This window comes from Actinomadura nitritigenes (assembly GCF_017573545.1).
GTDB lineage: Bacteria > Actinomycetota > Actinomycetes > Streptosporangiales > Streptosporangiaceae > Spirillospora > Spirillospora nitritigenes.
Genome location: NZ_JAGEOK010000029.1, coordinates 53,351 through 76,647, shown reverse-complemented (window position 1 = coordinate 76,647; position 23,297 = coordinate 53,351). Strand labels below are relative to the sequence as shown.

Below are 23,297 nucleotides of genomic sequence, written 5' to 3'. Positions count from 1 at the left end.
TAAAGTCCCCACCAGCCATGGACACGCTCCAGATCCGCCCCCTCACGGCACGCTCCGTCGTGCTGAGCACCCTGCTGGGCGTCCACCCGCCCCGCCTCGCCGCCCGCCACCTCGTCCGCGTCGGCGACCTGTTCGGCATCGCCGAGGGCACGATCCGCGTCGCGCTCTCCCGCATGGTCACCTCCGGCGACCTCGTCCAGACCGACGGCCGGTACGCCCTCACCGACCGGCTCCTGGAGCGCCAGGCCCGCCAGGACGAGAGCCGCCGCCCGCGCACCCGCCCCTGGGACGGCGCCTGGGAGATCGCCGTCATCACCGCCGAGCGCCGCCCCGCCGCCGACCGCGCCGCGCTCCGCCAGGCCATGTCCGCGCTCCGCCTCGCCGAACTGCGCGAGGGCACCTGGCTGCGCCCCGCCAACCTCGACCGGCCCCGCCCCGGGACCGTCGTCCGCCAGTGCACCTTCCTCGAAGGCCGCCCCGAGCAGGACCCCGCCGCCCTCGCCCGCACCCTCTGGGACCTCGACGGCTGGGCCGCGACCGCCGAGGCGCTCCGCACGTCCCTCGCCGGCGCCGGCGGCATCGCCGAGCGCTTCACCCTCGCGGCCGCCGCCCTCCGCCATCTCCTCCGCGACCCGATCCTGCCGTCCGCGCTGCTCCCGCCCGGCTGGCCCGGCGACGCCCTCCGCGAGGGCTACGCGGCCTTCGAGACCGACTTCGCCCGGCTCCTCACCAGCGAACTCCAACCCTGACAGCCGCCGTCGCGGCGGCCGTCCGCGGCGCGAGCCCCCGCCGCCCGCCGCGCCCGCCCGCCCGCCGCGCCCGCTCACGGGCCGCTCACGGGGCCGCGAGCACCCGGAACCCCGCGTCGACCGGGATGCGCGCGCCCGCCACCGCGGGCAGCGACCCGTCCACCACCGCGGCGATCACCGCCGCGACGTCGTCGGGCTCCACCATCCGCCCCAGCACGGACCGCCCCGCCAGCGCCTCCTCGATCTCCGGCGTCCGCGCGGCCGCCGACCCCTCGGTGCGCACCGCGGCCGGCGCGACCACGTTGACCGCCACCGGGCTCGCCTCCGCCGCCACGTGCCGCGCGAACGCGTCCAGCGCCGCCTTCGCCGTCGTGTGCGCGCCGGTCATGGGCCGGGTGAGATCGGCGCTGAGGCTCGACACGTAGACGATCCGCCCGTGCGCCGGCATGTCCGGCAGGACGGCCTGGGTCACGTGATACGCGGCGGCGAGCTCGCCCTCCACCTTCCCGATGAACGCCTCCCACGGCAGCGACCGCACCGGCCCGAACGACGGATCGATGTTCGCGTTGCACACCAGGGCGGTCACCGGCCCGCACGCGGCCACGAGCGCCGCCGCCTCGGCCGGGTCCCGGACGTCCGCGCGCACCGCCGTCCCGCCCGTCTCCGCGGCGACGGCCTCCGCCGACGCCCGGTCGCGGTGGTAGTTGACGACCACGCGGAATCCGCGGCGGGCGAGTTCCCTGGCGGTGGCGGCGCCGATGCCACGGCCCCCACCGGTCACGAGCGCGACTGGTTCCATGCCGGCCACGCTAGAAGGGTGGGCTAACCTATCGAAAGTACGTACTGAAAAGTAAGCCCAGGCGGCGGGAGTAGGTGCCCTGATGGACGACGTCTTCCGGCGCGACTGCCCGGCGCGGGTCGTCCTCGACCACGTGACCCGCCGCTGGGGCATCCTCGTCCTCACCGCGCTGGACTCCTCCGACCTGCGCTTCTACGAGCTGCGCGACCGCATCGAGGGCGTCAGCGAGAAGATGCTGTCGCAGACGCTCCGCACCCTCGTCCGCGACGGCCTCGTCCTCCGCACGGTGGAGCCGACCGTCCCGCCCTCGGTCACCTACGCCCTCACCCCGCTCGGCCGCGGCATCACCGCGCCCCTCCGCGGCCTGACCGGCTGGATCCGCGACCACGCCGCCGAGATCATCACCGCCCAGCAGACCTACGACGCCACCACCGGCCCGCCCGTCGGCGGCGGTTCCGGGGGCTGATCCCCGAGCACGAGCACCGGCCACCGAGACGGGAGGGGCGCGACGCGCCCTCATTCTCGGCGCGGCCGGCCTCAGCGACCGTGCTGCGCTGACCGGCCCCGCGCCCGGAGGCCGGGGCCGGGCCGCGGACGTCACCCGTACGAGCCGGAGCGGATGTCCTCCAGCAGGGACGGTCCGGTGGCGCGCCAGCCGAACAGGGACTCGGCGCGGGACGGGTCCAGGGGCGTCGAGCGGGTCAGCACGTCGGCGAACGGGCCGAGCAGCTCGCGGCCCTGCTCCCGGGTGAGCGAGACCGCCTTCGCGCCCGCCTTCTCGGCGACCGCCTCGGCGATGGCGCGCATCGCCGTCGTGGTCCGGGACGCCGCGTTGACGACGGTCCTGCCGCGCGCGCCCGCCACGGCGGCCGCGTAGAGGGCCGCGAGGTCGTCGACGTGGACGGACGACCACTCGTTCGCGCCGTCCTCGATGTAGGCGGTGACGCCGTTCTGCCGGGCCGAGGCGAACATGCCCTCCAGCAGGCCGGAGCCGCCCCTGCCGTGGACGAGCCCGGCCCGGATCACCGTGGCGGTCCCGGCCTCCAGCGCCTGGCGTTCCCCCAGCGCCTTCCACGGCTGCGGGGACGACGCGTCCGGTTCGGTCGGGGCGTCCTCGGTGACCGGCTTCCCCCTGCCGTCGGGGTAGACCAGGCCGGTGCTGGTGTAGATCAGCGGCCGTCCGGCGTCCAGGAACGCGTCCAGCGCCGCCTCCTCGACCTCGCGCATGCCCGGGTCGGTGTAGTCGACGGCGGTGTGGATCACGGTGTCGGCGGACGCGGCGGCCTCGCGCAGGACGCGGACGTCGCCGAGCGCGCCGCGGACCGGCACCGCCCCGAGCGCGGCGACCCGCTCCTCCGCCGCGTCGGACCTGGCGAGCGCGGAGACCCGATGCCCCGCCCTGACCAGGTTCTCCGCGACCACCCCGCCCACGTAGCCGCTGGCGCCCGTGATGAAGATGTGCATCGTCCCGTCCTCGTGTCGGTGGTTCCCGCCGACCACCCTGCGTCCGCCGGCGGCGCCCGGCCAGGGACCGACGGTCCCCCTCTGGGCGGCCCGTGCCCGCCGTATCGTGGACGCATGGACAAGCGCGAGCTGGCCGCCTTCCTGCGGACGAGGCGGGAGCGGCTGCGGCCCGAGGACGCCGGCCTGCCGCCGGGGGCGCACCGCCGGACGCCGGGGCTGCGCCGCGAGGAGGTCGCCGGGCTCGCGCACATCTCCGTCGACCACTACAGCCGGCTGGAGCAGGCGCGCGGGCGCAACCCGTCGCCGCAGGTGCTGCACGGCATCGCGCGGGCGCTGCGGCTGACGGACCAGGAGCGCGCCCACCTGTTCCGGCTCGCCGGGGAGCGGGAGCGCGAGCGGGACGGCGGACCGTCCCGCGAGGTGGCGCCGGCGACCCGCACGCTGCTCGACCGGCTGGGCGACGCGCCCGCCGTCGTCCTCGACGACACCTGCCGGGTGCTGGCGTGGAACCCGCTCGCGGCGGCGCTGCTCGGCGACTTCGCCGCGCTCGGCGGCCCGGACCGGAACCTGCTGCGCCGCTACTTCCTGCACGGCGGCTCCGGCGACTCCGCGATCACCGCGTCCGGCCACGGCCGCTTCGTCGTCACCGCCGTCAGCTACCTGCGGGTGGCGGCGGCCCGCTATCCGGACAGCGCGGAGATCCGCGCCCTCGTGGCCGAGCTGGCGGCGGCGAGCGCGGAGTTCGCGGCGCTGTGGGAGTCGCGGGAGCTGCGCATCGAGCACCACACCCGGCAGCGGTTCGCGCATCCGGAGGTCGGGGAGATCGAGCTGGACTTCGACGTCCTCGCCGTCCCCGACCGGGACCAGCATCTGGTGATCTTCACCGCGGAGCCGGGGTCGTCCGCGCAGGAGGCGCTGCGGCTGCTCAAGGTCGTCGGGACGCGGCGGATGGACGTCCCGGCCTGATCGGCCGGTCGCCGTCAGGCGACGACGAGCTTGGCCATCTCGCCGCGCATCGGCTCGGCGATCGGCACGGGCCGCCGGGTCTCCCGGTCGACGAAGACGTGTACGAAGTGGCCCTCGGCGATGAGCGCGTCGTCGGACGCCCGGTACATGCCGATCTCCCAGCGGACGCTGGACGTGCCGAGCTTGCCGACCCGGAGGCCGAGCCGGATCGTGTCCGGGAACGACACCTCGGCCTCGTACCGGCAGTGCGACTCCACGCACAGCGCGATCGACGGCGCGTCCAGCGGCGCGAACCCCGCCTTGCCGATCATCCACTCGTTGATGGCGGTGTCCATCAGCGAGTAGTGCACGGCGTTGTTGACGTGCCCGTAGACGTCGTTGTCCTTCCAGCGCGTCGGCATGCTGACCTGGTGGGGGTAGTCGCTCATCACGCGCGCCAGTCTAGGTATCCGCTGGTGACACGCGGCACGGTGGACGTCGTGAGCTGCGTGCGGAACGCGTCCAACGTCCCGTTGATCGCCGGCTCCAGCGCGGCGTAGTCGTACGGCAGGTCGGGCAGCGTGTACGGCGTGCGTCAGCGCGCGGTCGCCTCCTCGAGGTCGGCGATCACCTCGGAGGCCGTGACCGGGTCCAGCTCGCCGAAGCGGTACGGCCCGTCCTGGCGGTCGAGGTGGGAGAAGCGCTCGGGAGCCGGGTCGGCGCCGATCCAGACGGCCTCGAACGTCTGGTCCCCTGACGCGCGCACATCGCCGGCGTACAGCCCCGTCTCCAGCGTGACGACGACGTACCGCGTCCACGCCCCGTCCTGCCGGCGCGCGACCGGACGGACCATGGAGTCGATCCCGCCGTCGGAGTTGACCGGCCCCCGGTGCCAGCCGCGCCGCTCCAGCCCGAGCACGTTCCCGAAGGGGACGGTCGCGCCCTCGAACCGCGGCAGCCGCCCGCCCGCCGCCTCCTCGTCGGTCAGCGCGTGCACGTCCCGCCCGAGCTGCGGGAACGGCTGCAGGATCTCGTAGTCGGCGAAGACCGCGGACCAGCCGTCCAGCGCGTCCCCGAGGTGCAGCGGATGGGCGATCCCGACGGCGGCGCCGTCCGGCAGCGCGACGGCGGTGTCGGCGACGTCGGCGAAGGTGCGGTCCTCGGCGAGCCGGAACGCCGTCGCCGTGCCGCCGTGCTCGGCGAGCCAGACCAGGCGCCGGGCGATGTGCCACACCAGCGGGTGCCGGACGAAGAACGCGGTGAACTCGTCCGGCGTCCACCGGCGCCCCGCCGTCATCGCCAGTTCCAGGCGCCGGATCTGGAGGCCCGCGATCGCGCGGACGTCCTTCTTCAGGTCCGCGTAGCGCCGGTGCGCGGCGGGGGCCAGCGCGGGATCGTCGCGGACCCCGGGCTTGGGCAGGTCCGCTCGGCGCCGGCCGAGCTCGTCGACGACATGGGGGCGCAGCGTCTCGTCGAAGCCGGCGGTGAACCGCCGCGGCCCGTAGTCGAGGACGAGCGTGCCGGCGGCGTCCAGGCCGAGGTCGGGGACCAGCCGGTCGCCGAGCTGCTCCGGGGTGAGGCCGCGAGCCGCCGCGATCTCCTCGACCTTCTCCTGGGCGCGCTGCTTGAGGCCCTTGTACCGGGCCTTCTGGGAGATGGCGTGGAGCTCGCGCAGCGCGAGGTCCGTCCCGATCAGGGCGAGCACGTCGAGCCCGCGCACCGCGTGATGGTGGCCGCCCTCCCCCGGCCAGGCGCGGATCAGGGGCACCAGCCCGCGCACGGCCTCGTCGTCGCCGAGCCGTCCGAGGGCGGTGAACCGCCACGCCTCCTTCGCGACGGCGCCGCGCTCCCGCCAGTCGCGGAACAGCGCCCACCCGAACTCGGCGAGCGACCGCTCGTCGCAGACCTCCAGGACGCCTACGAGTCCGGGGACCTCCTCGCCCGACGACGCCATCGCCAGGAGGGTGAGCAGGTGCCGGACGGCCGGGACGGGCAGCGCCCGCTCGCCGCCCCGCAGCAGCACCTGCGGAAGGGCCTCGACGTTCACCTCCGCGGGCTCCGGGGCCTTCTTCCGGGGAAGCAGGTCCTCCGCGTCGCCGGACAGCAGCCCCTCCACGGCGGCGACGGCCCGCTCCCCGTGCGGGCGCGCGGCGGCGATCACCGCGTCCTCGCCTTCGCCGCCCGCGACGAAGTGGAGCGCGTACTCGGCGGCCGTGCGAGCCCGTCCGGCCTTGCCGAGGGCCGCGGGGAGCAGGTACGGCAGTGCCGCCCGGCCGTGCCGGGCGAACCATGCGGCCACCGGTTCGCGGGCTCCGGGGACGCGCAGCAGCCAGCCGGCCATCGCCTCCGCGACCTCGCCGTCCAGGAAGGGCAGCAGCAGCTCGGCGCCCCGCGCGGGGCGGGCACGGGCGAAGCTCAGCGTGACCGGGAGCGCGTCGAGGCCGAAGCGGGCGATGATCGGCCGGAGCCAGTGGTCCGGGCTCCACGCGTTGCGCGTGCCGAGCCCCCGCTGGTTCCACCCGGCGGGCCGCCACTCGCGCAGCGCCGGACGGACCAGCTCCTCGGGGCCCTTCGCCAGCATCGCGCCCTGCCAGTAGGCCTCGCGCTGGACGGGGTCGAGCGCGACGCCCGCGCGGATGTTCGCGATCCGCCTCTCCCAGGTCGCGTCGACCGCGGCCGTCGGGCGGACGGCGCGGACGGTCACGCCGCCGCCGCTGGGGTCGGCGATCTCCGTGGCCAGCCAGGCGTCGCGTTCGCCCGGTGCCCACACGACGTCCTGCCGCCCGGGGGCGGAGAGGCCCTTGACGACGACCGGCTCGCGGCGCGGCCGCGCGCGGGCCCAGGGCGGATCGACCAGGAGCCGTGGCAGGTCGCCGGCCGCGGCCTCGGGGACCAGGCCGTCCGCCGCCGCCAGCTTCTCCACGACCGCGCGGGCCTCCGCCGGGAGATCCGGCGGGACGGGCACCGCGCCGCCGCGCAGGTGGTCGGCCAGCAGCTCCCCCGCCGTGGCGTCCCCCGCCGCCGCGGCCGCCGCCAGGACGCGGACGGCGCGGACGGGGAAGCGCCGCATCGTGTCGCGCAGCGCGGCCCGCATGTGGGCGTTCCCGCGGCGTTCCAGCATGAGCCGGAACGCCTCGTCGCTCGGCAGGCGGCCCAGCACGTCCAGCAGCCCCTTGCGGCGCGGGGCGCTGCCGTGGTGGCGGTCGAACGCCTCGGCCATGAACGGCGCGATGGCGGGGCCCACGCCCTCGGCCAGGGTGACGAGGTTCTCGATGTAGTAGCAGTCGGAGACCGAGATCCGCGCGGCGGCGCCCAGGATCTCGAGGTGCCCGGCCGATCCCAGGGACCGCAGCAGCAGCTCCCTCGGCACCGCGCCCTCGGGGAGGGCGCAGCATTCGGCGACCCAGTCCAGCTCCGTCGGGACGAGGTAGGCGGCGACCATCCGGCGCATCGGCGTCGTGCGCAGACCGGCGAGCACCGCGACGGCCTCCCGGTAGGCGGCGTCACCGGCCCCGGCCAGCACCGTCCGGAGCCGCTTGGCCGCGTCCCCGAGCCGGTACCCGTCGAAGCCCGGGACGGCCGGCGGCACCACTCCGCCCTTCCCGGTGCCGTAGGCGCTGCCGGACGTGACGCCGGTCCGCTCGACGAAGGCGCGGACGGCGAACGGCAGCCCGTACGCCGTGATCCAGGCGTCCAGGGACCGGACGGCCGCCTCGCCCGAGTGGACCTCCGACTCCGGGACGACCGCGACCACCGCCGCGCCCAGCGGATCGGCGTTGCCCGCGAGGTGCTGCCGCGCCGCCGCCGCGAGGGCCGGGTCGGTCTTGCGGTGGCTCAGCGCCGTCTCGATCGCGGCCGCGTAGGGGGCCAGGACCTCCGCCTCACTCGTCCCGGCGATCTCGATTCCCGGCCCGGGATGGCCGCCGCGCCGGGGATGCAGGTGCCGCTTCCAGGATCGCGGGATCTCCAGGACGTCCTCGCCGGGCGGCGGGGAGCTCTTCTTGATCATGCCGGGCCACCGTAGTGCAGGGCGCCGACATCCCCTGCCGGTTCAGAGTTCCCGAGCGTCTCCGGGGGCGAGGAGCGCCAGTTCGAGGCCGGTCAGGTTGGTCAGCATTCCGGCGACCGAGTTCTGCCCCAGCTCGCTGAGCATCAGCTCATGGATCTGCAGGAGGCGGGCGGGCCGGACGCCGCGGACGAAGTCGACGGCCTCGCCGACCTTGGTCCACGGCCCGCTGGTCGGCAGCAGCAGCGTGTCGACCGGGACGTCGGGGACGTGGTAGCTGTCGCCCGGGTGGTAGACCCGGCCGTCGAACAGGTAGCCGGTGTTGGCCACGATCGGGATGTCCGGGTGGATCATCGCGTGCCGCTCGCCGTGGACGGTGACGGCGAAGTCCCCGATGTACAGCGCGTCGCCGGACGCGACGGCCCGCACCCGGCCGCCGTACTCGCCGAGCTTGTCCCGCACCGAGGCGGGGCCGTGGACGTGCAGGTCGGGACGCTTCTCCAGGGCGGCGCCGAGCAGGCCCTCGTCGAAGTGGTCGAAGTGCTCGTGCGTGATGAGGACCGCGTCGGCGGCGGCGACGGCGGCCTCCGCGTCCGGGGTGAACGTCCCGGGGTCGACGACGATCGTCGTGTCCCCCTTCTCGAGGACGACGCAGGCGTGGGCGTGCTTGGTCAACTGCATCGCGTGGCCTTCCTTCCAGTGCGGTTCGGCAGGGGGGCGGCAAAGGTGTACAGCTCCAACTGTACACCTTTGCTGTATATACTGGCGGGACGCCGCGTCCCCGGAGGCCGCCATGACGGACCACGACCAGCTCGCCGAGCGGCTGCGCACGTCCATCGGCGGGCTCGTCCGCGCCACCCGGTCCGAGGCGGACGCGCTCGCGCCGCCCATCGCCCAGACGCTCGGGCTGCTCGACCGCGAGGGCGAGGCGAGCATCGCCTCCCTCGCGCAGCGGCGCCGCGTCCGGCACCAGAGCCAGAGCCGCACGGTGAAGGACCTCGAGAACCTCGGCTACGCCGCCCGCCGCCCCGACCCCCGCGACGGCCGGGGCCGCGTCATCGCGATCACCCCCGAGGGCCGCGCCGCCCTCGACCGCGACCGCGGCGCCCGCCGCGACTGGCTCGCACGGGCCATCGCGACGGAACTGACGCCGGACGAGCAGGACCGCCTCGCCGAGCTCCCCGCCCTCCTCGACCGCCTCACCGCGTCCGCCGACCCGCCCCGCTGACCCACCCCGCTGACCGGCCGGCACGCGTTCAGTCGCGTGCTCCCCCGGGAACGGTCACCGGGTCGTGCAGCAGGTCCAGCACGCGCCGCAGGTCGGGGCGCTTGACGGTGCCCGCCCGGCTGACGGTGAAGATGGTCCGGGAGACGGGGTGGGCCAGGGGGTGGAGGCTGAGAGCCGCAGTGCTCTCCGGCAGGGCCATGCGGGGGATCAGCGCGGCGCCCGCTCCCGCCGCGACCAGGCCGGCCAGCACGGCGAAATCGCTGCTGCGAACGCAGATGTCCGGGACGAAACCGGCGATGCCGCAGGCTCGCTGGATCATCTCGTGGCAGGAGGTCTCCGGGCCGGGCGTCAGCCACGGCGCGTCCGACAGGCGGGAGAGGTCCGCGGGCTCGCCAGGGGCCAGGCGCAGCGCCTCGGCCCGCCGGGGGTGCAGGGCGAGCAGCACCGGTTCCTCCATCAGGACGGCCTGCTCACACGCGGCGGGGAAGTCGCGCGGCAGCACGGTGTAGCTGTGCACCACGGCGAGGTCGGTGGAGCGCTTGCGCAGCTGGTCGAGCGCTTCATCGGGTTCCACGACGGAGAGCCGCAGCGAGGGGGCCGGCGAGGCGTCCGTCTCGGCCAGGCGCCGCCACAGGGGCGTGATGAGGGCGCGGGCGGCGGAGGGGAACGCGGCGATCCGCACGATGCCGCGCCGTCCGGTCTGCAGGGCGGCCAGGCCGGCCTCGGCCGCCGCGAGTTCCGCGAGGATGATCTCGGCATGGGCCACCAGCAGCTCTCCGGCCGCGGTGAGCCGCAGCGTGCGGCCGACCTTCTCCACCACGGGGGCGCCCGCCTCCTTCTGCAGGGCGGCGAGGTGCTGGGAAACGGCCGGCGGCGTCAGGTGCAGGGCCTCGGCGGTGGCCGCGACGGTGCCGTAGGCGGCCAGGTGCTGGAGGATCCGCAGACGGCGTACGTCGAGCACGGACAGGCTCCTTAGTCGGATCGCTCGAATCGGGGCGGCGGTTCCCAGTGTGTCCCGACGGCCTCGGGCACGTGGCCGTCCGAGGCGTCACCGGAGTCCGGCGCGTCGCCGTCCGGTGCGTCGCCGGGGTCCGGAGCCGCCCTGCGCCGGTGGATGAGGATCACCCCTGCCGCGCTGACCGCACCGCCCATCAGCGCGATGGGGTGGGGCACCTCGCCGAGCCAGACGAACGAGACGATCAGCGCCACCGGCGGCACCAGGTACAGGGCCGCCGTGGAGGCCGCGAGCGGCAGGCGGGCGACGGCGTGGGCCCAGATGACGAAGCCGAGCGCGGACGGCAGCAGGCCCAGATAGACCGCGGAGGCCAGCGCGCCCGCCGGTGCGCGGAAGGTCGCGGGCCACGCCGCGGGGACCAGGGGCAGCGCGAGGACGGTTCCCGCGACCATCGCGTAAGTCGCGACCTCCAGGCCGGTGTAGCGGCGGAGCAGGGGCTTGGTCGCGAAGTGGTAGGTCCCCTGGACGACGGCGGCGGCCAGGACGATGAGGGCCGAGACGGTGAACCCGCCGGCGCCCTCGGCCAGGCCGACCATGGCCGCACCGGCGAGCGCGACGCCGCTGCCGGCGATGACGGTGCGGGTCGGCCGCTCCTCGAGGAGCAGGCTTCCCAGCAGGACGCTGAAGACGGGGGCGGTCGCGATCAGCAGGCTCGCGGTCCCGGCCTCCACCCGGACCTCGCCCCAGTTGAGCAGGACCTGGTAGGCGGTGACGCCGGTGGCCCCGCACAAGGCGATCATCGGCAGGTCGCGGCGCCGGGGCGGGCGCACCTTGGCCAATGGCGCCACCAGGGTCAGCGCCACGGCCGCGATCGCGATCCGCAGGAACGACAGCGCCGCCACGCCGAGGCCGTCGATGCCGACCCGGATGGCGGGGAAGGCCGAGGCCCAGAGCACGACGGTGCCCGCCAGGGCGAGGACGTGAGCGGAACCGGAGCGGGAGGCCATGCCGCCACCGTTCCCGACCACACCGAAAAGTTCCAGTTACTTTTTGTCCCGGAAAGCTTTAGTGACGCTTATTCGACGAGCGTCGACGCTCAGGAGCGGGCCAGGGCGGCCAGCTTTTTCAGGGCCGGGGCTGACGGGCCTTCTTCGGGGGCGGTGAGGGTGACGAACTGGTGGTCGGGGGTGCCGGGGAGGACCATGCCGATGTAGTCGAGCGACAGCCGGCCGACCACCGGGTGCCGGTACTCCTTGCGGCCCATGCCCGGGCCCTTGACGTCCTGCCGCTCCCACCACGTGCGGAACCACGGGTCCCCGGACAGTTCGCGGACCAGCGCCCGGGTCGCCGGGTCGTCCGGGTCGCGGCCGGTGGCGGTGCGCAGCTGCGCGATGCCGTGCCGGGCGACCTCCTCCCACTCCACGTAGAACGTGCGGGCGCGCGGGTCGCGGAGCGCGTACCGGAGCATGTTGCGGCGCGGCGCGGGCTGCTCCGCCATGTGCGGCATGAGCGCGGCGGCCGTCCCGTTCCAGGCCAGCACGTCGAGGCGGGGGTTGATCACGTAGGCGGGGACGGGGGCGATCTCGTCCAGGAGGCGCCGCACGTTGGGGTGCACGGGGGCGTCCGCCACCGGGGCGTCCGCCGCGGCGGAGGGCGGGGACGGCAGGGAGAGCGCCAGCCGGTAGAGGTGGTCGCGCTCGTCGTCGTTGAGGACGAGCGCCCGGGCGAGACCGTCCAGGACGGACGGCGAGGGGCGGATGCCGCGGCCCTGCTCCAGCCGCATGTAGTAGTCGGGGCTGATCCCGGCGAGCAGCGCGACCTCCGCGCGGCGCAGGCCGGGGGCGCGCCGCCGCCCGCCGCCGGGCAGGCCCACGGACGAGGGGCCGATGCGGTCGCGCCGGGAGCGCAGGAAGTCCGCCATCTCGCGTGTCGCCATGGGCCCCAGTGTGCCTCCGGAGGGTGGCCCTCCGCGTCCTAGCCATCGGCGGGCACTGGTTGCCTGGGGGCGAGCGGGGCAGGGTGAAGGCAGATCTTTGACGGACGAGAGGTGACTACCAGTGCGCTATCGCACCCTTGGAACGGACGGCCCGCAGGTGTCGGTGGTGGGGTTCGGCGCGATGAACGTGGCGCCCGTCTACGGCGGCGTCGAGGAGCGCGACGCCACCGAGACGCTCCTGGCCGCGCTGGACGCCGGCGTCACGTTCGTCGACACCGCCGACATCTACGGCGCCGGGTACAGCGAGACCCTGATCGGCCGCACGCTGGAGAAGCGGCGGGACGAGTACGTCCTCGCCACCAAGTTCGGCGGGAACCAGGACGCGGACGGCATCCTCGTCCCCGGCATGGGGCGGCCCGAGTACGTCCGGCGGGCCCTGGACGCCAGCCTGTCGCGGCTCCGGACCGACCACGTGGACGTGTACTACCTGCACCGGCTCGACCCCACGACCCCGATCGAGGAGACGGCCGGGGCGCTCGGCGAGCTCGTCCAGGCCGGGAAGATCGGCGGGTACGGGCTGTCGGAGGTGTCGGAGCGGACGCTGCGGCGCGCGCACGCCGTCCACCCCGTGACCGCCCTGCAGACCGAGTACTCGCCGCTCCAGCGGGCGCCGGAGAAGGAGCTGGTCCCGGCGTGCGCGGAGCTCGGCATCGCGTTCGTCGCGTACAGCCCGCTCGGGCGCGGCCTCCTCGGCGGCCAGGTCCGCGGGTTCGACGACCTGGAGGCGGGCGACTGGCGGCGCGGCAACCCGCGCTTCCAGGCCGGCAACGTGGAGCGCAACGTCTCGCTCGCGGACCGGGTGGCCGCGCTCGCCGCCGAGCAGGGCGTCACGGCGGCGCAGCTCGTGCTGGCCTGGCTGGTCGACCGCGGGGCGCTGCCGATCCCGGGGACCCGCAAGGCGGCGAACGCCCGCGCCAACGCCGCCGCCGGGGACCTGGCGCTGGACGCGGAGGTCTCCGAGCGGCTGGAGCGGATCGTCCCGCCGGAGGCGGCGGCGGGCGCCCAGGGCAACGAGTCCTACCTCGCCAACCTCGACACCTGAGCCGGCCTCGCAACCCGGCGCGCCGGACGGCCCGCCCCCGGATCGGGGCGGGCCGTCCGCGGATCGGGGCGGGCCGTCCGCGGATCGGGGCGGGCCGTCCGCGGATCGGGGCGGGCCGTCCGCGCGGTCAGCGGCGGGGACCGCCGCGCAGGCGGGAGAGGAGCCTCTGCGCCCTCTCCTGGTTGCGCGGGTCGTTGATGAGCTGGTCCGCCTTCGCGCGGGCCTTCTGCGCCTGCGGGCTGCGGGCGAGCTGCTCCGCCTTGGCCCGCGCCTTCTGGCCCTGCGGGCCGTGCGCGAGCCGCTCCGCCTTCGCCCGCGCCTTCTGCGCCTGCGGGCTCTGCGCGAACCGCTCCGCCTTCGCCCGGGCCTTCTGCCCCTGCGGTCCCCGGACGAACTTCATGATCCGGTCGATGAGAGAAGCCATGTTCTTCCTCCTCGGCCTAGCTTTCCCAGTTCAACGCGCATCACGACCGGAAAGTTCGGGGCCGGGCCCGGCGGCGTCAGAACGCCTCGTCGAAGGCGACGCTGCCCTCCACGCCGATCTGGTACGCCGAGACGCGGCGCTCGAAGAAGTTCGACAGCTCCTGGACGTCCTGCAGCTCCATGAACGCGAACGGGTTCGCCGTCCCGTACCGGACCGGCAGGCCGAGGCGGGCGAGCCGCTGGTCGGCGACGTACTCCAGGTAGGCGCGCATGTCGCCGGCGCCCATCCCGGGCAGGCCGTCGCCGCACAGGTCGCGCGCGAACGCCAGCTCCGCCTCGACGGCCTCCTCCAGCATCGTGGTGACCCGCGCGGTCAGCTCCGCGTCGAACAGCTCCGGCTCCTCCGCCCGGACGGTGTCGACGACCGAGAACGCGAACTCCATGTGCATGGACTCGTCGCGGAACACCCAGTTCGTCCCGGACGCGAGGCCGTTCAGCAGGCCGCGGGACCGCAGCCAGTACACGTAGGCGAACGCACCGTAGAAGAACAGGCCCTCGATGCACGCGGCGAAGCAGACCAGGTTGAGCAGGAACGCGCGCCGGTCCGCGGCGGTGCGCAGCTCGTCGAGCGCGCCGAGCGAGTCGATCCAGCGGAAGCAGAACTCCGCCTTCGCCCGGATGGACGGGATGTGCTCGATCGCCGCGAACGCCCGGGCCCGCTCGTCCTGGTCGGGCAGGTAGGTGTCGAGGAGGGTCAGGTAGAACTGGACGTGCACCGCCTCCTCGAACAGCTGCCGCGACAGGTACAGCCGGGCCTCCGGCGCGTTGACGTGCTTGTAGAGGTTGAGGACGAGGTTGTTCGCCACGATCGAGTCGCCGGTGGCGAAGAACGCGACGAGCCGGTTCACCAGATGCAGCTCCGCCGGGGTGAGGCGGGCGAGGTCGGCGAGGTCGGAGGCGAGGTCCACCTCCTCGACCGTCCAGGTGTTGCGGATCGCGGCGCGGTAGCGCTCGTAGAAGTCGGGGTAACGCATGGGCCGCAGGGTCAGGTCCATGCCGGGGTCGAGCAGCGGCATTACTGGCACGCCTCGCAGGTCTCGGGGTTCTCCAGGGAGCAGACCGTCGCGGCGACGGTCGTCTGCGCGATCCGCGTGGCGGGCCGTGAGCGCAGGTAGTAGGTGGTCTTCAGGCCGCTGCGCCACGCGTAGGCGTACATCGAGGACAGCTTCCCGATCGTCGGGGTCTCCATGAACAGGTTCAGGGAGTGCGACTGGTCGATGTACGGGGTGCGGGCGGCGGCGAGGTCGATGAGGGCCTTCTGCGGCAGCTCCCAGGCCGTCCGGTAGAGGTCCCGCATCTCCTCGGGCAGGTCGACGAGGCCCTGGATCGAGCCGTTCGCCCGCTTGATCGCCTCGCGGACGGCGTCGTTCCACAGCCCGAGCGACTTCAGGTCCTCGACGAGGTACCCGTTGATCTGCAGGAACTCGCCCGACAGCGTCTCGCGCTTGAACAGGTTGGACACCTGCGGCTCGATGCACTCGTAGCAGCCCGCGATGGACGCGATCGTCGCGGTCGGCGCGATCGCGACCAGCAGCGAGTTGCGCAGCCCCACCTCGGCGATCCGGGCGCGGAGCGCCTCCCATTCGGCGGGACGGGCCGGCGCGGCGTCCGGGAAGTGGTCGAGGTGCAGCTGCCCGCGCGCGGTGCGGGTCTCGGCGTAGGCCGGGAGCGGGCCGTGCGCCTCGGCGAGGTCGGCGGACGCGGCGTAGGCGGCGAGCGCGATCTCCTCGGCGATCCGGGTGGACAGCTCGCGGGCCTCGGCGGAGTCGAACGGGAGCCGGAGCGTGAAGAACACGTCGGCGAGCCCCATGACGCCGAGGCCGACGGGACGCCACCTCCGGTTGGCCGTCTCCGCCTCGGGCGTCGGGTAGAAGCCGCGGTCGATGGTGCGGTCCAGGAACCGGACGGCGGTGCGGACCGTCGCGCGCAGCCGGTCCCAGTCGAGCCCGGACGGCGACACGTGCGCCGCCAGGTTCACCGACCCGAGGTTGCACACCGCCGCCTCGTTCTCGCCCGTGACCTCCAGGATCTCGGTGCACAGGTTCGACAGGTGGACGGTCCGGCCCGGCTCGGCGGTCTGGTTGCAGGCCCGGTTCGCGGCGTCCTTGAAGGTCATCCAGCCGTTGCCGGTCTCGGCGAGCGTCCGCATCATCCGCCCGTACAGCTTCCGGGCCGGGATCTGCCGGACGTACCGGCCCTCCCTCTCGGCCGCCCGGTACGCCTCGTCGAAGGCGTCGCCCCACAGGTCCGTCAGCTCCGGGACCTCCTTCGGGTCGAACAGCGACCACGTCCCGTCCGCCTCGACGCGGCGCATGAACTCGTCCGGGATCCAGTTCGCCAGGTTCAGGTTGTGCGTGCGGCGCGCCTCCTCACCGGTGTTGTCCCGCAGCTCGAGGAACTCCTCGACGTCGGCGTGCCACGGCTCCAGGTACACGCACGCGGCGCCCTTGCGGCGGCCGCCCTGGTTGACGGCGGCGACGGACGCGTCCAGCGTGCGCAGCCACGGGACGATCCCGTTCGAGTGCCCGTTCGTCCCCCGGATCAGCGACCCGCGCGACCGGACCCGCGTCCACGAGATCCCGATCCCGCCCGCGTACTTGCTGAGCCGCGCGACCTGCCCGTACCGCTCGTAGATCGCCTCCAGCTCGTCGCGCGGCGAGTCCAGCAGGAAGCACGACGACAGCTGCGGGCGCCGCGCGGCGGAGTTGAACAGCGTCGGCGAGCTGGGCAGGTACGACAGCGTGCTGAGCAGCCCGTACAGCTCGGCCGCCTCGTCCACCGTGTCGGACAGGCCCACGGCCACCCGCAGGAAGAAGTGCTGGGGGCGCTCCAGGACGAGCCGGGTGCGCGGATGCCGCAGCAGGTACCGGTCGTAGAGGGTGCGGAGCCCGAAGTACCCGAACCGGTCGTCCGCCTCCGTGCCTCCCGAGGGGGGACGACCCCCCACGCCCCCCGGACCCTCGTCGATCAGGGCGTCCAGCGCGGCGGCGTTGGCGGCGACGAACGCGGCGGGGCCGTCGGCGAGGAGGCCCTCGGCGTGCGCGGCGGCGACGGACTCCGCGAAGCTCCGGACGCCGGCCTCGGCGGTCTCGTCGCGGATCCGGGCGGCCAGCAGCCGCGCGGCGACCCGGGAGTACCCCGGCTCCACCGCGACCAGCGCGGCGGCCTCCCCGATCGCCAGGTCCCGCAGGCCGGCGGCGCTCGCGCCGTCCCCGGCCCGGACCGCGCCGAGCACCCGTTCCGGCGCGGTCCCCTCGATGCCGGCGCAGGCCGCGGCGACCTCGGCCGCGATCCCCCCGGCGGCCGGCGCCTCCGCGTCCATGGTGACTGTCACGTTCTCTCCCCTCGTGAGACGGCCTCGCGAGGGCATGCGAACGGGCGCGACGGCAGGCTGCCGCGCACCGTCCCCCGGCTCACCCGCGAAGCCTCGGACGTACGGCGTGCATGGCAGGTCTTCGGACTCGCGGGCGCCCGCGCCTCCTGACGGAGGCACGACCTACTGGCCGTCGCTTCCCGATCCGGACGATCCGGTTCAGTGCCTGTGACGGCGGTCGTTCCCGCTCACCGCTGCGGGGCAGTCCCGGACTTGCACCGGGTTCCCTCTTACGACGCCCCCGCCGCGAGCGGCGGGGGCGAACCAGCACGGGATTGAACCCTACATCTTGTTGATCCTCATTGCGCAACCCCAACATGTAGGGCGCGTCGGGAGGGGACCCCGGGGGGCGGATGCACGCCCCCGGACCCGGGTGGGACGATGTCCCCGTCATGTCCCCGCGTCCCCGGCAGCCGGCCTTCCGCACCGCGCGCGCGGTCGTCTTCGCGACCGTGTGCGTCACGCTCGCGACCCTCGGCCACGACCTGGCGTCGCACGAGCCGGTGCCGGGCTGGGCGGTGCTCGCCGGGTTCGGCGGGGCCCTCGCCGTCGCCGCCGCCCTCGCGGGCCACGAGCGCTCCCTCCCGACGATCATGGGCGGGCTGCTCGGCGGCCAGTTCGCGCTGCACACGCTGTTCGCGAGCGCGACCGAGGGCATGCGGCACTGCGACACCGCCGCCCAGGCGGGCCACGCCGCCGCGATGCCCGCGATGCCCGCGATGCACGGCTCCGGCACGTCCATGACCGTCGCGCACGTCGCCGCCGCCGTGGTCGCGGCCTGGTGGCTGCGGCGCGGCGAGCGGGCCGCGTGGTCCCTCGCGCGGCGCCTCGCGTCCGCCGCCGACCGCCCGATCCGGCTGCTGCTCGCGCTGCTGCTGATCGAACCGGCGGAGCGCCCGGTGCGTACCCCGGTGGTGCCGGTGGCGGCCGGCGCGATCGCCACGGGACGCACGCTCCGGCACCAGGTCGTCCGGCGGGGTCCCCCGCCGCGTTCGAGGGCGCTCGCCCGCAGCTGAGCGAGCGCCGTACGTCACCGGCCGCCGGGTCCCTCCGGCGCGCCGGCCCTTCCCGTACGACTCGAACGGAGTTCCGTCTTGCCTTCCCGCACGCATGCCCGCCGGTTCGGCACGCTCGCCGTCCTCGCCGGCGCCGGCGTGGTCGCGTTCGCGACCGCCGCGTCCGCGCACGTCACCGTCAACCCGAGGACCGCCGAGCAGGGCTCCTACGCCAAGGTCTCGTTCCGGGTGCCGAACGAGGAGGACAGCGCCGACACCACCGAGCTCGTGGTGGACTTCCCGGTCGACCACCCGCTCGCGTCGGTGTCGGTGCGCCCCGTCCCCGGCTGGACGGCGAAGGTCGTGGAGTCCACGCTGCCGAAGCCGATCAAGACCGAGGGCGGCGAGCTGACCAAGGCCGTCACGCGGATCACCTGGTCCGGCGGCAGGATCGCGCCCGGCCAGTTCCAGGAGTTCGACGTCTCGCTCGGCCCGCTGCCGACCGACACCGACACGATGACGTTCAAGGCCGACCAGACCTACTCGGACGGCCAGGTCGTCAAGTGGGAGCAGGACCCGGGCGACGGCTCCGACGAGCCCGAGCACCCGGCGCCGACGCTGAAGCTGACGCCCAAGGGCGCCGCCGACGCCGCCGGGCTCACCGCCCGGTCGAAGCCCGCCGCCGAGGCGGAGGCGGGCTCCGACGACGGCACCGCGCGGGTGCTCGGCGGCGTCGGCATCGGCGCCGGCGTGATCGGCATCGCGGTCGGCGGCTACGGCCTGACCCGCGCGCGGAGCCGGGCATGAGCCGGGCCGTCCGGCGCGCCGCCTCCGGCGCCGCCGCGGCCTGCGCCGCGCTGGCGCTGACCGCCTCGCCCGCCTCCGCGCACACGTCGCTGACCGGCGCGAACCCCGCCGCGAACGCGACGGTCGCGCCGCCTTCCCAGATCGTCCTGACGTACGCCGACCCGGTGCAGCTGCCGCAGGTCGTGCTGACGGACGCCGGTGGCGGGCGGCGCGAGGCGGGCAAGGCCCGGGCGGTGGACGACAAGGTCACCGAGGCGGTGAAGGGCACGCTGCCGAACGGTGTGTACACGGTCGGCTGGCGCGTCGTGTCGCCGGACGGCCATCCGATCAGCGGCACCTACAGGTTCACCGTCACCGGGTCCACCGGCGCCGGCGCGGCGCCCGGGGCGTCCGCGCCCGCCGCGAAGACCGCCGGGAACGGCTCCGGCGGCTCGTCCGGCTGGCTGTGGATCGGCCTCGCCGCCGCCGTCGTGGCGATCGCGGGCGGCGGGTTCGCCTGGTACCGCCGTACTTCGGGGGCGCCCCCGAACGAATGATCACAAGGTCTTCCGGTCGGGTGATTACAACGTTACATTGATTACCCGACCGGAAGATCATTCCTTGGGGGCCCCAGTGATCGTCGAGTACATCCGCTACCGGATCGACCGGGCGAGGGCGGAGGAGTTCGAAGCCGCCTACGCCCGCGCCGCCGTCCCGCTCGCCGCCGCGCCGCAGTGCGTCGACTACGAGCTGTCCCGCTGCGTCGACGAGCCCGAGTGCTATGTCCTGCGGATCCGCTGGACGTCCGCCGAGGACCACTCCCGGGGCTTCCGTTCCGGCGAGCACTTCCCCGCCTTCTTCGCCGAGATCAAGCCGTACGTCGAGCAGATCGAGGAGATGCGGCACTACGAGGCGACGCCCGTCCGCGGCAGGGGCTCGTCCGTCCCCACCATGTACGACTGGGCCGGCGGCGAAGAGGCCCTCCAGCGCCTCACCGAGGTCTTCTACACCGCCGTCCTGAAGGACGACCTGCTCCGCCCCCTCTTCGAGCACATGGCCCCGGACCACCCGAAATGGGTCGCGATCTGGCTGGGCGAGGTGTTCCGCGGCCCCGAGCGCTACAGCCGCGAGCGCGGCGGCTACCACCACATGGTCCGGCAGCACCTCGGCAAGGCGATCACCGAGGCGCAGCGCCGCCGCTGGGTCGCCCTGCTCATGGACGCGGCGGACGAGGTCGGCCTGCCCGCCGACCCCGAGTTCCGCGCCGCGTTCGCGTCCTACATCGAGTGGGGCACCCGGATCGCGCTGGCGAACTCCCAGCCCGGCGCGACCCCGCCCCTCGAAGCCCCCATGCCCCACTGGAGCTGGGGCGAGGCCCCGCCCTACACGCCCGCCGGGTAGCCGCCGAGCCGACGGCGCGCGCGAGCCGCGCTCAGGGAAGCCGGCGAGGAACGCCCCGCAGTCTCACCGCCGCCACCGCCATCTCGCGCAGCTTCCGGACGGCGTCGTCGGCGCCCTCGCCGGCCCGCCCCTCGCGGTCCGGGCCGGCGAGGATCGCGTCCGCCAGCGCCTTCAGCGTCTCCCGCGGCACCTCCGCCCTCCGCTGGGTGTCGTACAGCGCGAAGTCGATCGCCCCCGTGCCGGTCCCGACCCGGAAGCGCGCGATCCCCGGAACCGTGACGATCTCTGCCCGCTGGAACGCCGGGTTCCACTGCCGGACGTGCCGGGGCGGCACGTCCTCGACCGAGACGTCCCGCGCGGTCGCGAGGTCGCAGCTCCGCAGCCCGTCACGGAGGCGAGCGTGCAGGACCGTCCCGTCGAGCCAGACCCTGGGATGGGCGAACCTGCGGCGCAGGCGCGGGAGCGCCGTCCACACCACGGCGGTGGCGACCAGCACGGCCACGCCGCCGGCCCAGGCGGCGACGCCCGCCGCCGAGCAACTCCCCCTCGTCGCGCCGACGGCGATGGCGGCCCCAAGAGCGGCCGCCATGAGCGCACCGACGGCCATTCCGGCGACGGCGCCCGCCTTCCGCGCACCGGCGAGGCCGTTCAGCACGACGACGATTCCGGGCTCCACACGGCGACCCCCTTGTCAGCGAGAGGCCAGGGCGGTCACCGCCTCGCGGGCCTCGGCGAGCGATCGTGCCGCCATTCCCTTGAATCGTGCCAGGTGCGGGACGAGGCCGGCGAGTGTCATTTCGGCGTTGACGAAGGTCACGCCGTCCTCGGCGACGCCGAGATTGCCGAAGTAGGCCCGCAGGTAGGGCTCCTGGAAGTCGAAGCCCTCGCGCGGCGTGCCGGGACCGTAAGCGCCGCCGCGCGCCGTCACGACGACGATCCGCTTGCCGTGCAGCAGGCTCCGGCCCGTGTCCGGGTCGGTGTACGCACCGGGAAAGGTGATCCGGTCGATCCACGCCTTGAGCGAAGCGGGGACCGAGAAGTTGTACATGGGGGCGCCGATCAGCACCGTTCCGGCGTCGAGGAACTGCTCGACCAGCGGCAGGGTCAGCGACCATTCGCGTTCCTCGGCGGCGTCCTCCACGAGCGCGTCGACTTTCGCGGGCGGCACGTAGCCGTTCCTCTCGACGCGGCGTCCGAGTTCGCAGTAGGCCGCCGATATCGGCGGCACCGGATCGGCGACGAGATCGCGGTACCGGTGACCGGACGTCCCGTGCCGTTCCCGCCACGCGTCCGCGAACCGCGCGGACAGGCGCCGGGTAATGGAATCGCCGGAGTGGCTGGAGTCCAGGTGCAGCAGCGAGGTGACCTGGTCGTGGGCCGATAGCATGGTGGAGCGCGTCTCCTTCGCTCTCGTGTCGTCCTTGTTCCCACAGCTATGACGACCCGCGCCGACGAAAGGGGACGGATGGACGAGCAGGTGCTGGCGGAGCGGTTCGATGAGTGCCGCGGCCACCTGCGGGCGGTCGCGTACCGGATGCTCGGCTCGCTGGACGAGGCCGACGACGCGGTCCAGGAGACGTGGCTGCGGGCGTCCCGGGCGGGCGCCGGGGACGTCGCGAACCTGCCCGGCTGGCTGACCACGATCGCCGGGCGGATCTGCCTCGACATGCTGCGGTCGCGGCGGCGCCGCGGCGAGGACCCCGGCGGCCTCGACGGCCTTCACGGCCTGGACGGGCCGGAGCGGGCGGGCGGCCGCGATCCCGAGGAGGAGGCGGTGCTCGCCGACGCGGTGGGGCTGGCGATGCTCGTCGTCCTGGACCGCCTCGGCCCCGCCGAGCGCGTCGCGTTCGTGCTGCACGACCTGTTCGCCGTGCCGTTCGCGGAGATCGCCGGGATCGTCGAGCGGACCCCGGAGACCGCGAAGAAGCTGGCGAGCCGGGCCCGGCGGCGCGTGCAGGGGTCGCCGTCGGTGCCCGCCGCCGATCTCGCGCGGCAGCGGGAGGCCGTGTCGGCGTTCCTCGCCGCGTCCCGGTCCGGCGACATGGACGCGCTGCTCGCGGTGCTCGCGCCGGACGCGTTCCGGCGCGCCGAGGGCGCGGCGGAGGTCCGGGGCGCCCGCCGCATCGCCGGGGAGACCCTCGCCAACCCCGCCCGCGCCCGGAACGCCCGTCTCGCCCTGGTGGACGGCGCGGTGGGAGTCGTCGTCGCCCCGCGGGGCCGCCTCGCGGCCGTCCTCCAGGTCGCCGTGGAGAACGACCGCATCGCCGGCTTCACCGTGATCAGCGACCCGGCCCGCCTACACCGCCTCCGCCTCGCCCTCCTCCCCTGACTTGCGGACGAGGAGGTGGCCCTGGCGGTGGCGCTCGCCTTCGCCGGGCTCGCGGCGGAGCCTCGCGATCTCGGTGAAGCCGGCGCCGGCCGCCAGGTCGGCGAGGGCGTCGATGGGCCAGCGGTGCGCCGGCGCCACCTTGTGGTCGAACGGGACGGGCTCGGCGGTGTCGGACGCGAAGAAGCCGAGCAGCAGGTGGCCGCCGGGCGCCAGCATCCGGTGGAACGCGGCGAGCAGGCCCGGCACGTCCTCCACCGGCGCGTGGATGATCGAGTACCAGGCGAGGACGCCGCCGAGCTCGCCGTCGCGGACGTCCACCTCGGTCATCGGAACGTGGTCGAACCGGACGTCCGGGTGCGCCGCGCGGGCGATCCGGATCATCTCCGCGGACACGTCGGCGCCGAACGCGTCGCAGCCGAGCGAGCGCAGGTGGGCGGTGAGGTGCCCGGGGCCGCAGCCGAGGTCGGCGACCGGCCCGGCGTCCCGGGTGAGCCGCCCGAACGCGTTGATCATCCCGAGGTCGAACGGCATGTCGAGGAACGCGGTGCTGAACAGCTCGGTGTACAGCTCGGCGACGGAGTCGTAGCCGGTGCGGGTGGTGTCGAGGGGGGAGGCGATCATGCTCCCCGAGCCTACGGCGATCGGCGCGGGCGACGCGCGGGTAGGAGTACCCCCGTTCGGGGGTGGCGTGGGTCACTCTGGATGTCCGACCATGCCCCTGACCACGCCCTTCGGGCGGCGGCGCC

24 protein-coding genes and 1 riboswitch are annotated in these 23,297 nt (G+C 74.7%); of the genes, 10 read left to right on the top strand and 14 right to left on the bottom strand.

Annotated elements, in window-relative coordinates; genetic code table 11:
• The first annotated feature begins 17 nt into the window (after positions 1-17).
• A complete protein-coding gene (locus tag J4557_RS36145; RefSeq protein WP_208271291.1) occupies positions 18-749 on the top strand; it encodes a PaaX family transcriptional regulator C-terminal domain-containing protein in 732 nt (243 codons plus the stop codon).
• 85 nt (positions 750-834) lie between these two features.
• On the opposite strand, the gene J4557_RS36140 is transcribed toward J4557_RS36145, so the two are convergent.
• Positions 835-1,548 carry an SDR family oxidoreductase gene (locus J4557_RS36140; RefSeq protein WP_208271290.1) on the bottom strand — a complete coding sequence of 238 codons (714 nt, stop codon included), beginning with the start codon at positions 1,546-1,548 and terminating at the stop codon, positions 835-837.
• 82 nt (positions 1,549-1,630) lie between these two features.
• Here J4557_RS36140 and J4557_RS36135 point away from each other — a divergent pair, with 82 nt between their 5' ends.
• Positions 1,631-2,014, top strand: coding sequence for a winged helix-turn-helix transcriptional regulator (locus J4557_RS36135; protein WP_208271289.1), 384 nt, complete (start codon positions 1,631-1,633; stop codon positions 2,012-2,014).
• Positions 2,015-2,145: 131 nt separating this feature from the next.
• Here the strand turns inward: J4557_RS36135 and J4557_RS36130 are convergent, their stop codons facing one another.
• Complete coding sequence (locus J4557_RS36130; RefSeq protein ID WP_208271288.1) at positions 2,146-3,012, bottom strand: NAD-dependent epimerase/dehydratase family protein; 867 nt, start codon at positions 3,010-3,012, stop codon at positions 2,146-2,148.
• 114 nt (positions 3,013-3,126) lie between these two features.
• On the opposite strand from J4557_RS36130, the gene J4557_RS36125 reads away from it, so the two are divergent.
• Positions 3,127-3,978 (top strand): helix-turn-helix transcriptional regulator, encoded by an 852-nt coding sequence (locus J4557_RS36125; protein ID WP_208271287.1) that lies wholly within the window; start codon positions 3,127-3,129, stop codon positions 3,976-3,978.
• Between the two features lie 14 nt (positions 3,979-3,992).
• On the opposite strand, the gene J4557_RS36120 is transcribed toward J4557_RS36125, so the two are convergent.
• The 3 genes from J4557_RS36120 to J4557_RS36105 form a co-directional block, all read right to left on the bottom strand.
• Positions 3,993-4,406, bottom strand: coding sequence for an acyl-CoA thioesterase (locus tag J4557_RS36120; protein WP_243776902.1), 414 nt, complete (start codon positions 4,404-4,406; stop codon positions 3,993-3,995).
• A 146-nt stretch (positions 4,407-4,552) separates the two neighbouring features.
• A complete protein-coding gene (locus tag J4557_RS36110; RefSeq protein ID WP_208271285.1) occupies positions 4,553-7,966 on the bottom strand; it encodes a DUF4132 domain-containing protein in 3,414 nt (1,137 codons plus the stop codon).
• 42 nt (positions 7,967-8,008) lie between these two features.
• Positions 8,009-8,644 carry an MBL fold metallo-hydrolase gene (locus J4557_RS36105; RefSeq protein WP_208271284.1) on the bottom strand — a complete coding sequence of 212 codons (636 nt, stop codon included), beginning with the start codon at positions 8,642-8,644 and terminating at the stop codon, positions 8,009-8,011.
• 112 nt (positions 8,645-8,756) lie between these two features.
• Between J4557_RS36105 and J4557_RS36100 the strand changes: the two genes are divergently transcribed.
• On the top strand, positions 8,757-9,191 hold the full coding sequence (locus J4557_RS36100; protein ID WP_208271283.1) for a MarR family winged helix-turn-helix transcriptional regulator: 435 nt from the start codon (positions 8,757-8,759) through the stop codon (positions 9,189-9,191).
• 28 nt (positions 9,192-9,219) lie between these two features.
• Here the strand turns inward: J4557_RS36100 and J4557_RS36095 are convergent, their stop codons facing one another.
• The 3 genes from J4557_RS36095 to J4557_RS36085 form a co-directional block, all read right to left on the bottom strand.
• Positions 9,220-10,152, bottom strand: coding sequence for a LysR family transcriptional regulator (locus J4557_RS36095; protein ID WP_208271282.1), 933 nt, complete (start codon positions 10,150-10,152; stop codon positions 9,220-9,222).
• An 11-nt stretch (positions 10,153-10,163) separates the two neighbouring features.
• Entirely contained in the window at positions 10,164-11,153 is a 990-nt protein-coding gene (locus tag J4557_RS36090; RefSeq protein ID WP_208271281.1) for a DMT family transporter, read from the bottom strand.
• Between the two features lie 89 nt (positions 11,154-11,242).
• Positions 11,243-12,082, bottom strand: coding sequence for a helix-turn-helix transcriptional regulator (locus J4557_RS36085; protein WP_208271280.1), 840 nt, complete (start codon positions 12,080-12,082; stop codon positions 11,243-11,245).
• Between the two features lie 121 nt (positions 12,083-12,203).
• Here J4557_RS36085 and J4557_RS36080 point away from each other — a divergent pair, with 121 nt between their 5' ends.
• A complete protein-coding gene (locus J4557_RS36080) occupies positions 12,204-13,184 on the top strand; it encodes an aldo/keto reductase (RefSeq protein WP_208271279.1) in 981 nt (326 codons plus the stop codon).
• Between the two features lie 127 nt (positions 13,185-13,311).
• Here the strand turns inward: J4557_RS36080 and J4557_RS36075 are convergent, their stop codons facing one another.
• The 3 genes from J4557_RS36075 to J4557_RS36065 form a co-directional block, all read right to left on the bottom strand.
• Complete coding sequence (locus tag J4557_RS36075) at positions 13,312-13,608, bottom strand: hypothetical protein (RefSeq protein WP_208271278.1); 297 nt, start codon at positions 13,606-13,608, stop codon at positions 13,312-13,314.
• Positions 13,609-13,684: 76 nt separating this feature from the next.
• On the bottom strand, positions 13,685-14,683 hold the full coding sequence (locus J4557_RS36070) for a ribonucleotide-diphosphate reductase subunit beta (protein WP_208271277.1): 999 nt from the start codon (positions 14,681-14,683) through the stop codon (positions 13,685-13,687).
• Positions 14,683-17,001, bottom strand: coding sequence for a ribonucleoside-diphosphate reductase subunit alpha (locus J4557_RS36065; RefSeq protein ID WP_307800407.1), 2,319 nt, complete (start codon positions 16,999-17,001; stop codon positions 14,683-14,685). The genes J4557_RS36070 and J4557_RS36065 overlap by 1 nt, the downstream gene beginning before the upstream one ends.
• Positions 17,002-17,095: 94 nt before the next feature.
• Positions 17,096-17,324: riboswitch (cobalamin riboswitch) on the bottom strand.
• Positions 17,325-17,432: 108 nt separating this feature from the next.
• Here J4557_RS36065 and J4557_RS36060 point away from each other — a divergent pair.
• The 4 genes from J4557_RS36060 to J4557_RS36045 all read left to right on the top strand — a co-directional run bounded on the left by J4557_RS36060 (position 17,433) and on the right by J4557_RS36045 (position 20,222).
• Positions 17,433-18,056: a hypothetical protein gene (locus tag J4557_RS36060; RefSeq protein WP_208271276.1), complete on the top strand. Its 624-nt coding sequence runs from the start codon at positions 17,433-17,435 to the stop codon at positions 18,054-18,056.
• A 78-nt stretch (positions 18,057-18,134) separates the two neighbouring features.
• Positions 18,135-18,842: a YcnI family copper-binding membrane protein gene (locus tag J4557_RS36055; protein ID WP_208271275.1), complete on the top strand. Its 708-nt coding sequence runs from the start codon at positions 18,135-18,137 to the stop codon at positions 18,840-18,842.
• A complete protein-coding gene (locus J4557_RS36050) occupies positions 18,839-19,378 on the top strand; it encodes a copper resistance CopC family protein (protein WP_243776901.1) in 540 nt (179 codons plus the stop codon). Before J4557_RS36055 ends, J4557_RS36050 begins: the two co-directional genes overlap by 4 nt.
• Before the next feature lie 64 nt (positions 19,379-19,442).
• Complete coding sequence (locus tag J4557_RS36045; RefSeq protein ID WP_243776900.1) at positions 19,443-20,222, top strand: group II truncated hemoglobin; 780 nt, start codon at positions 19,443-19,445, stop codon at positions 20,220-20,222.
• A 31-nt stretch (positions 20,223-20,253) separates the two neighbouring features.
• Here the strand turns inward: J4557_RS36045 and J4557_RS36040 are convergent, their stop codons facing one another.
• Together J4557_RS36040 and J4557_RS36035 are read right to left on the bottom strand one after the other, a co-directional pair.
• Positions 20,254-20,898, bottom strand: coding sequence for a hypothetical protein (locus J4557_RS36040; RefSeq protein WP_208271274.1), 645 nt, complete (start codon positions 20,896-20,898; stop codon positions 20,254-20,256).
• A gap of 15 nt (positions 20,899-20,913) precedes the next feature.
• A complete protein-coding gene (locus J4557_RS36035) occupies positions 20,914-21,609 on the bottom strand; it encodes an FMN-dependent NADH-azoreductase (protein ID WP_208271273.1) in 696 nt (231 codons plus the stop codon).
• A 78-nt stretch (positions 21,610-21,687) separates the two neighbouring features.
• Between J4557_RS36035 and J4557_RS36030 the strand changes: the two genes are divergently transcribed.
• Positions 21,688-22,551, top strand: a complete 864-nt coding sequence (locus J4557_RS36030; RefSeq protein WP_208271272.1) for a sigma-70 family RNA polymerase sigma factor — start codon at positions 21,688-21,690, stop codon at positions 22,549-22,551.
• Here the strand turns inward: J4557_RS36030 and J4557_RS36025 are convergent.
• Complete coding sequence (locus J4557_RS36025) at positions 22,519-23,172, bottom strand: class I SAM-dependent methyltransferase (RefSeq protein ID WP_208271271.1); 654 nt, start codon at positions 23,170-23,172, stop codon at positions 22,519-22,521. The two genes, J4557_RS36030 and J4557_RS36025, sit on opposite strands and share 33 nt — an antisense overlap.
• Between the last annotated feature and the right edge of the window lie 125 nt (positions 23,173-23,297).

What these genes read in the sequence shown, in the direction of transcription:
- J4557_RS36145 (WP_208271291.1), top strand. Translation starts at nt 18, where the DNA reads ATGGACACGCTCCAGATCCGCCCCCTCACGGCACGCTCCGTCGTGCTG.
- J4557_RS36140 (WP_208271290.1), bottom strand. Translation starts at nt 1,548, where the DNA reads ATGGAACCAGTCGCGCTCGTGACCGGTGGGGGCCGTGGCATCGGCGCC.
- J4557_RS36135 (WP_208271289.1), top strand. Translation starts at nt 1,631, where the DNA reads ATGGACGACGTCTTCCGGCGCGACTGCCCGGCGCGGGTCGTCCTCGAC.
- J4557_RS36130 (WP_208271288.1), bottom strand. Translation starts at nt 3,012, where the DNA reads ATGCACATCTTCATCACGGGCGCCAGCGGCTACGTGGGCGGGGTGGTC.
- J4557_RS36125 (WP_208271287.1), top strand. Translation starts at nt 3,127, where the DNA reads ATGGACAAGCGCGAGCTGGCCGCCTTCCTGCGGACGAGGCGGGAGCGG.
- J4557_RS36120 (WP_243776902.1), bottom strand. Translation starts at nt 4,406, where the DNA reads ATGAGCGACTACCCCCACCAGGTCAGCATGCCGACGCGCTGGAAGGAC.
- J4557_RS36110 (WP_208271285.1), bottom strand. Translation starts at nt 7,966, where the DNA reads ATGATCAAGAAGAGCTCCCCGCCGCCCGGCGAGGACGTCCTGGAGATC.
- J4557_RS36105 (WP_208271284.1), bottom strand. Translation starts at nt 8,644, where the DNA reads ATGCAGTTGACCAAGCACGCCCACGCCTGCGTCGTCCTCGAGAAGGGG.
- J4557_RS36100 (WP_208271283.1), top strand. Translation starts at nt 8,757, where the DNA reads ATGACGGACCACGACCAGCTCGCCGAGCGGCTGCGCACGTCCATCGGC.
- J4557_RS36090 (WP_208271281.1), bottom strand. Translation starts at nt 11,153, where the DNA reads ATGGCCTCCCGCTCCGGTTCCGCTCACGTCCTCGCCCTGGCGGGCACC.
- J4557_RS36085 (WP_208271280.1), bottom strand. Translation starts at nt 12,082, where the DNA reads ATGGCGACACGCGAGATGGCGGACTTCCTGCGCTCCCGGCGCGACCGC.
- J4557_RS36075 (WP_208271278.1), bottom strand. Translation starts at nt 13,608, where the DNA reads ATGGCTTCTCTCATCGACCGGATCATGAAGTTCGTCCGGGGACCGCAG.
- J4557_RS36070 (WP_208271277.1), bottom strand. Translation starts at nt 14,683, where the DNA reads ATGCCGCTGCTCGACCCCGGCATGGACCTGACCCTGCGGCCCATGCGT.
- J4557_RS36060 (WP_208271276.1), top strand. Translation starts at nt 17,433, where the DNA reads ATGTCCCCGCGTCCCCGGCAGCCGGCCTTCCGCACCGCGCGCGCGGTC.
- J4557_RS36050 (WP_243776901.1), top strand. Translation starts at nt 18,839, where the DNA reads ATGAGCCGGGCCGTCCGGCGCGCCGCCTCCGGCGCCGCCGCGGCCTGC.
- J4557_RS36035 (WP_208271273.1), bottom strand. Translation starts at nt 21,609, where the DNA reads ATGCTATCGGCCCACGACCAGGTCACCTCGCTGCTGCACCTGGACTCC.
- J4557_RS36030 (WP_208271272.1), top strand. Translation starts at nt 21,688, where the DNA reads ATGGACGAGCAGGTGCTGGCGGAGCGGTTCGATGAGTGCCGCGGCCAC.
- J4557_RS36025 (WP_208271271.1), bottom strand. Translation starts at nt 23,172, where the DNA reads ATGATCGCCTCCCCCCTCGACACCACCCGCACCGGCTACGACTCCGTC.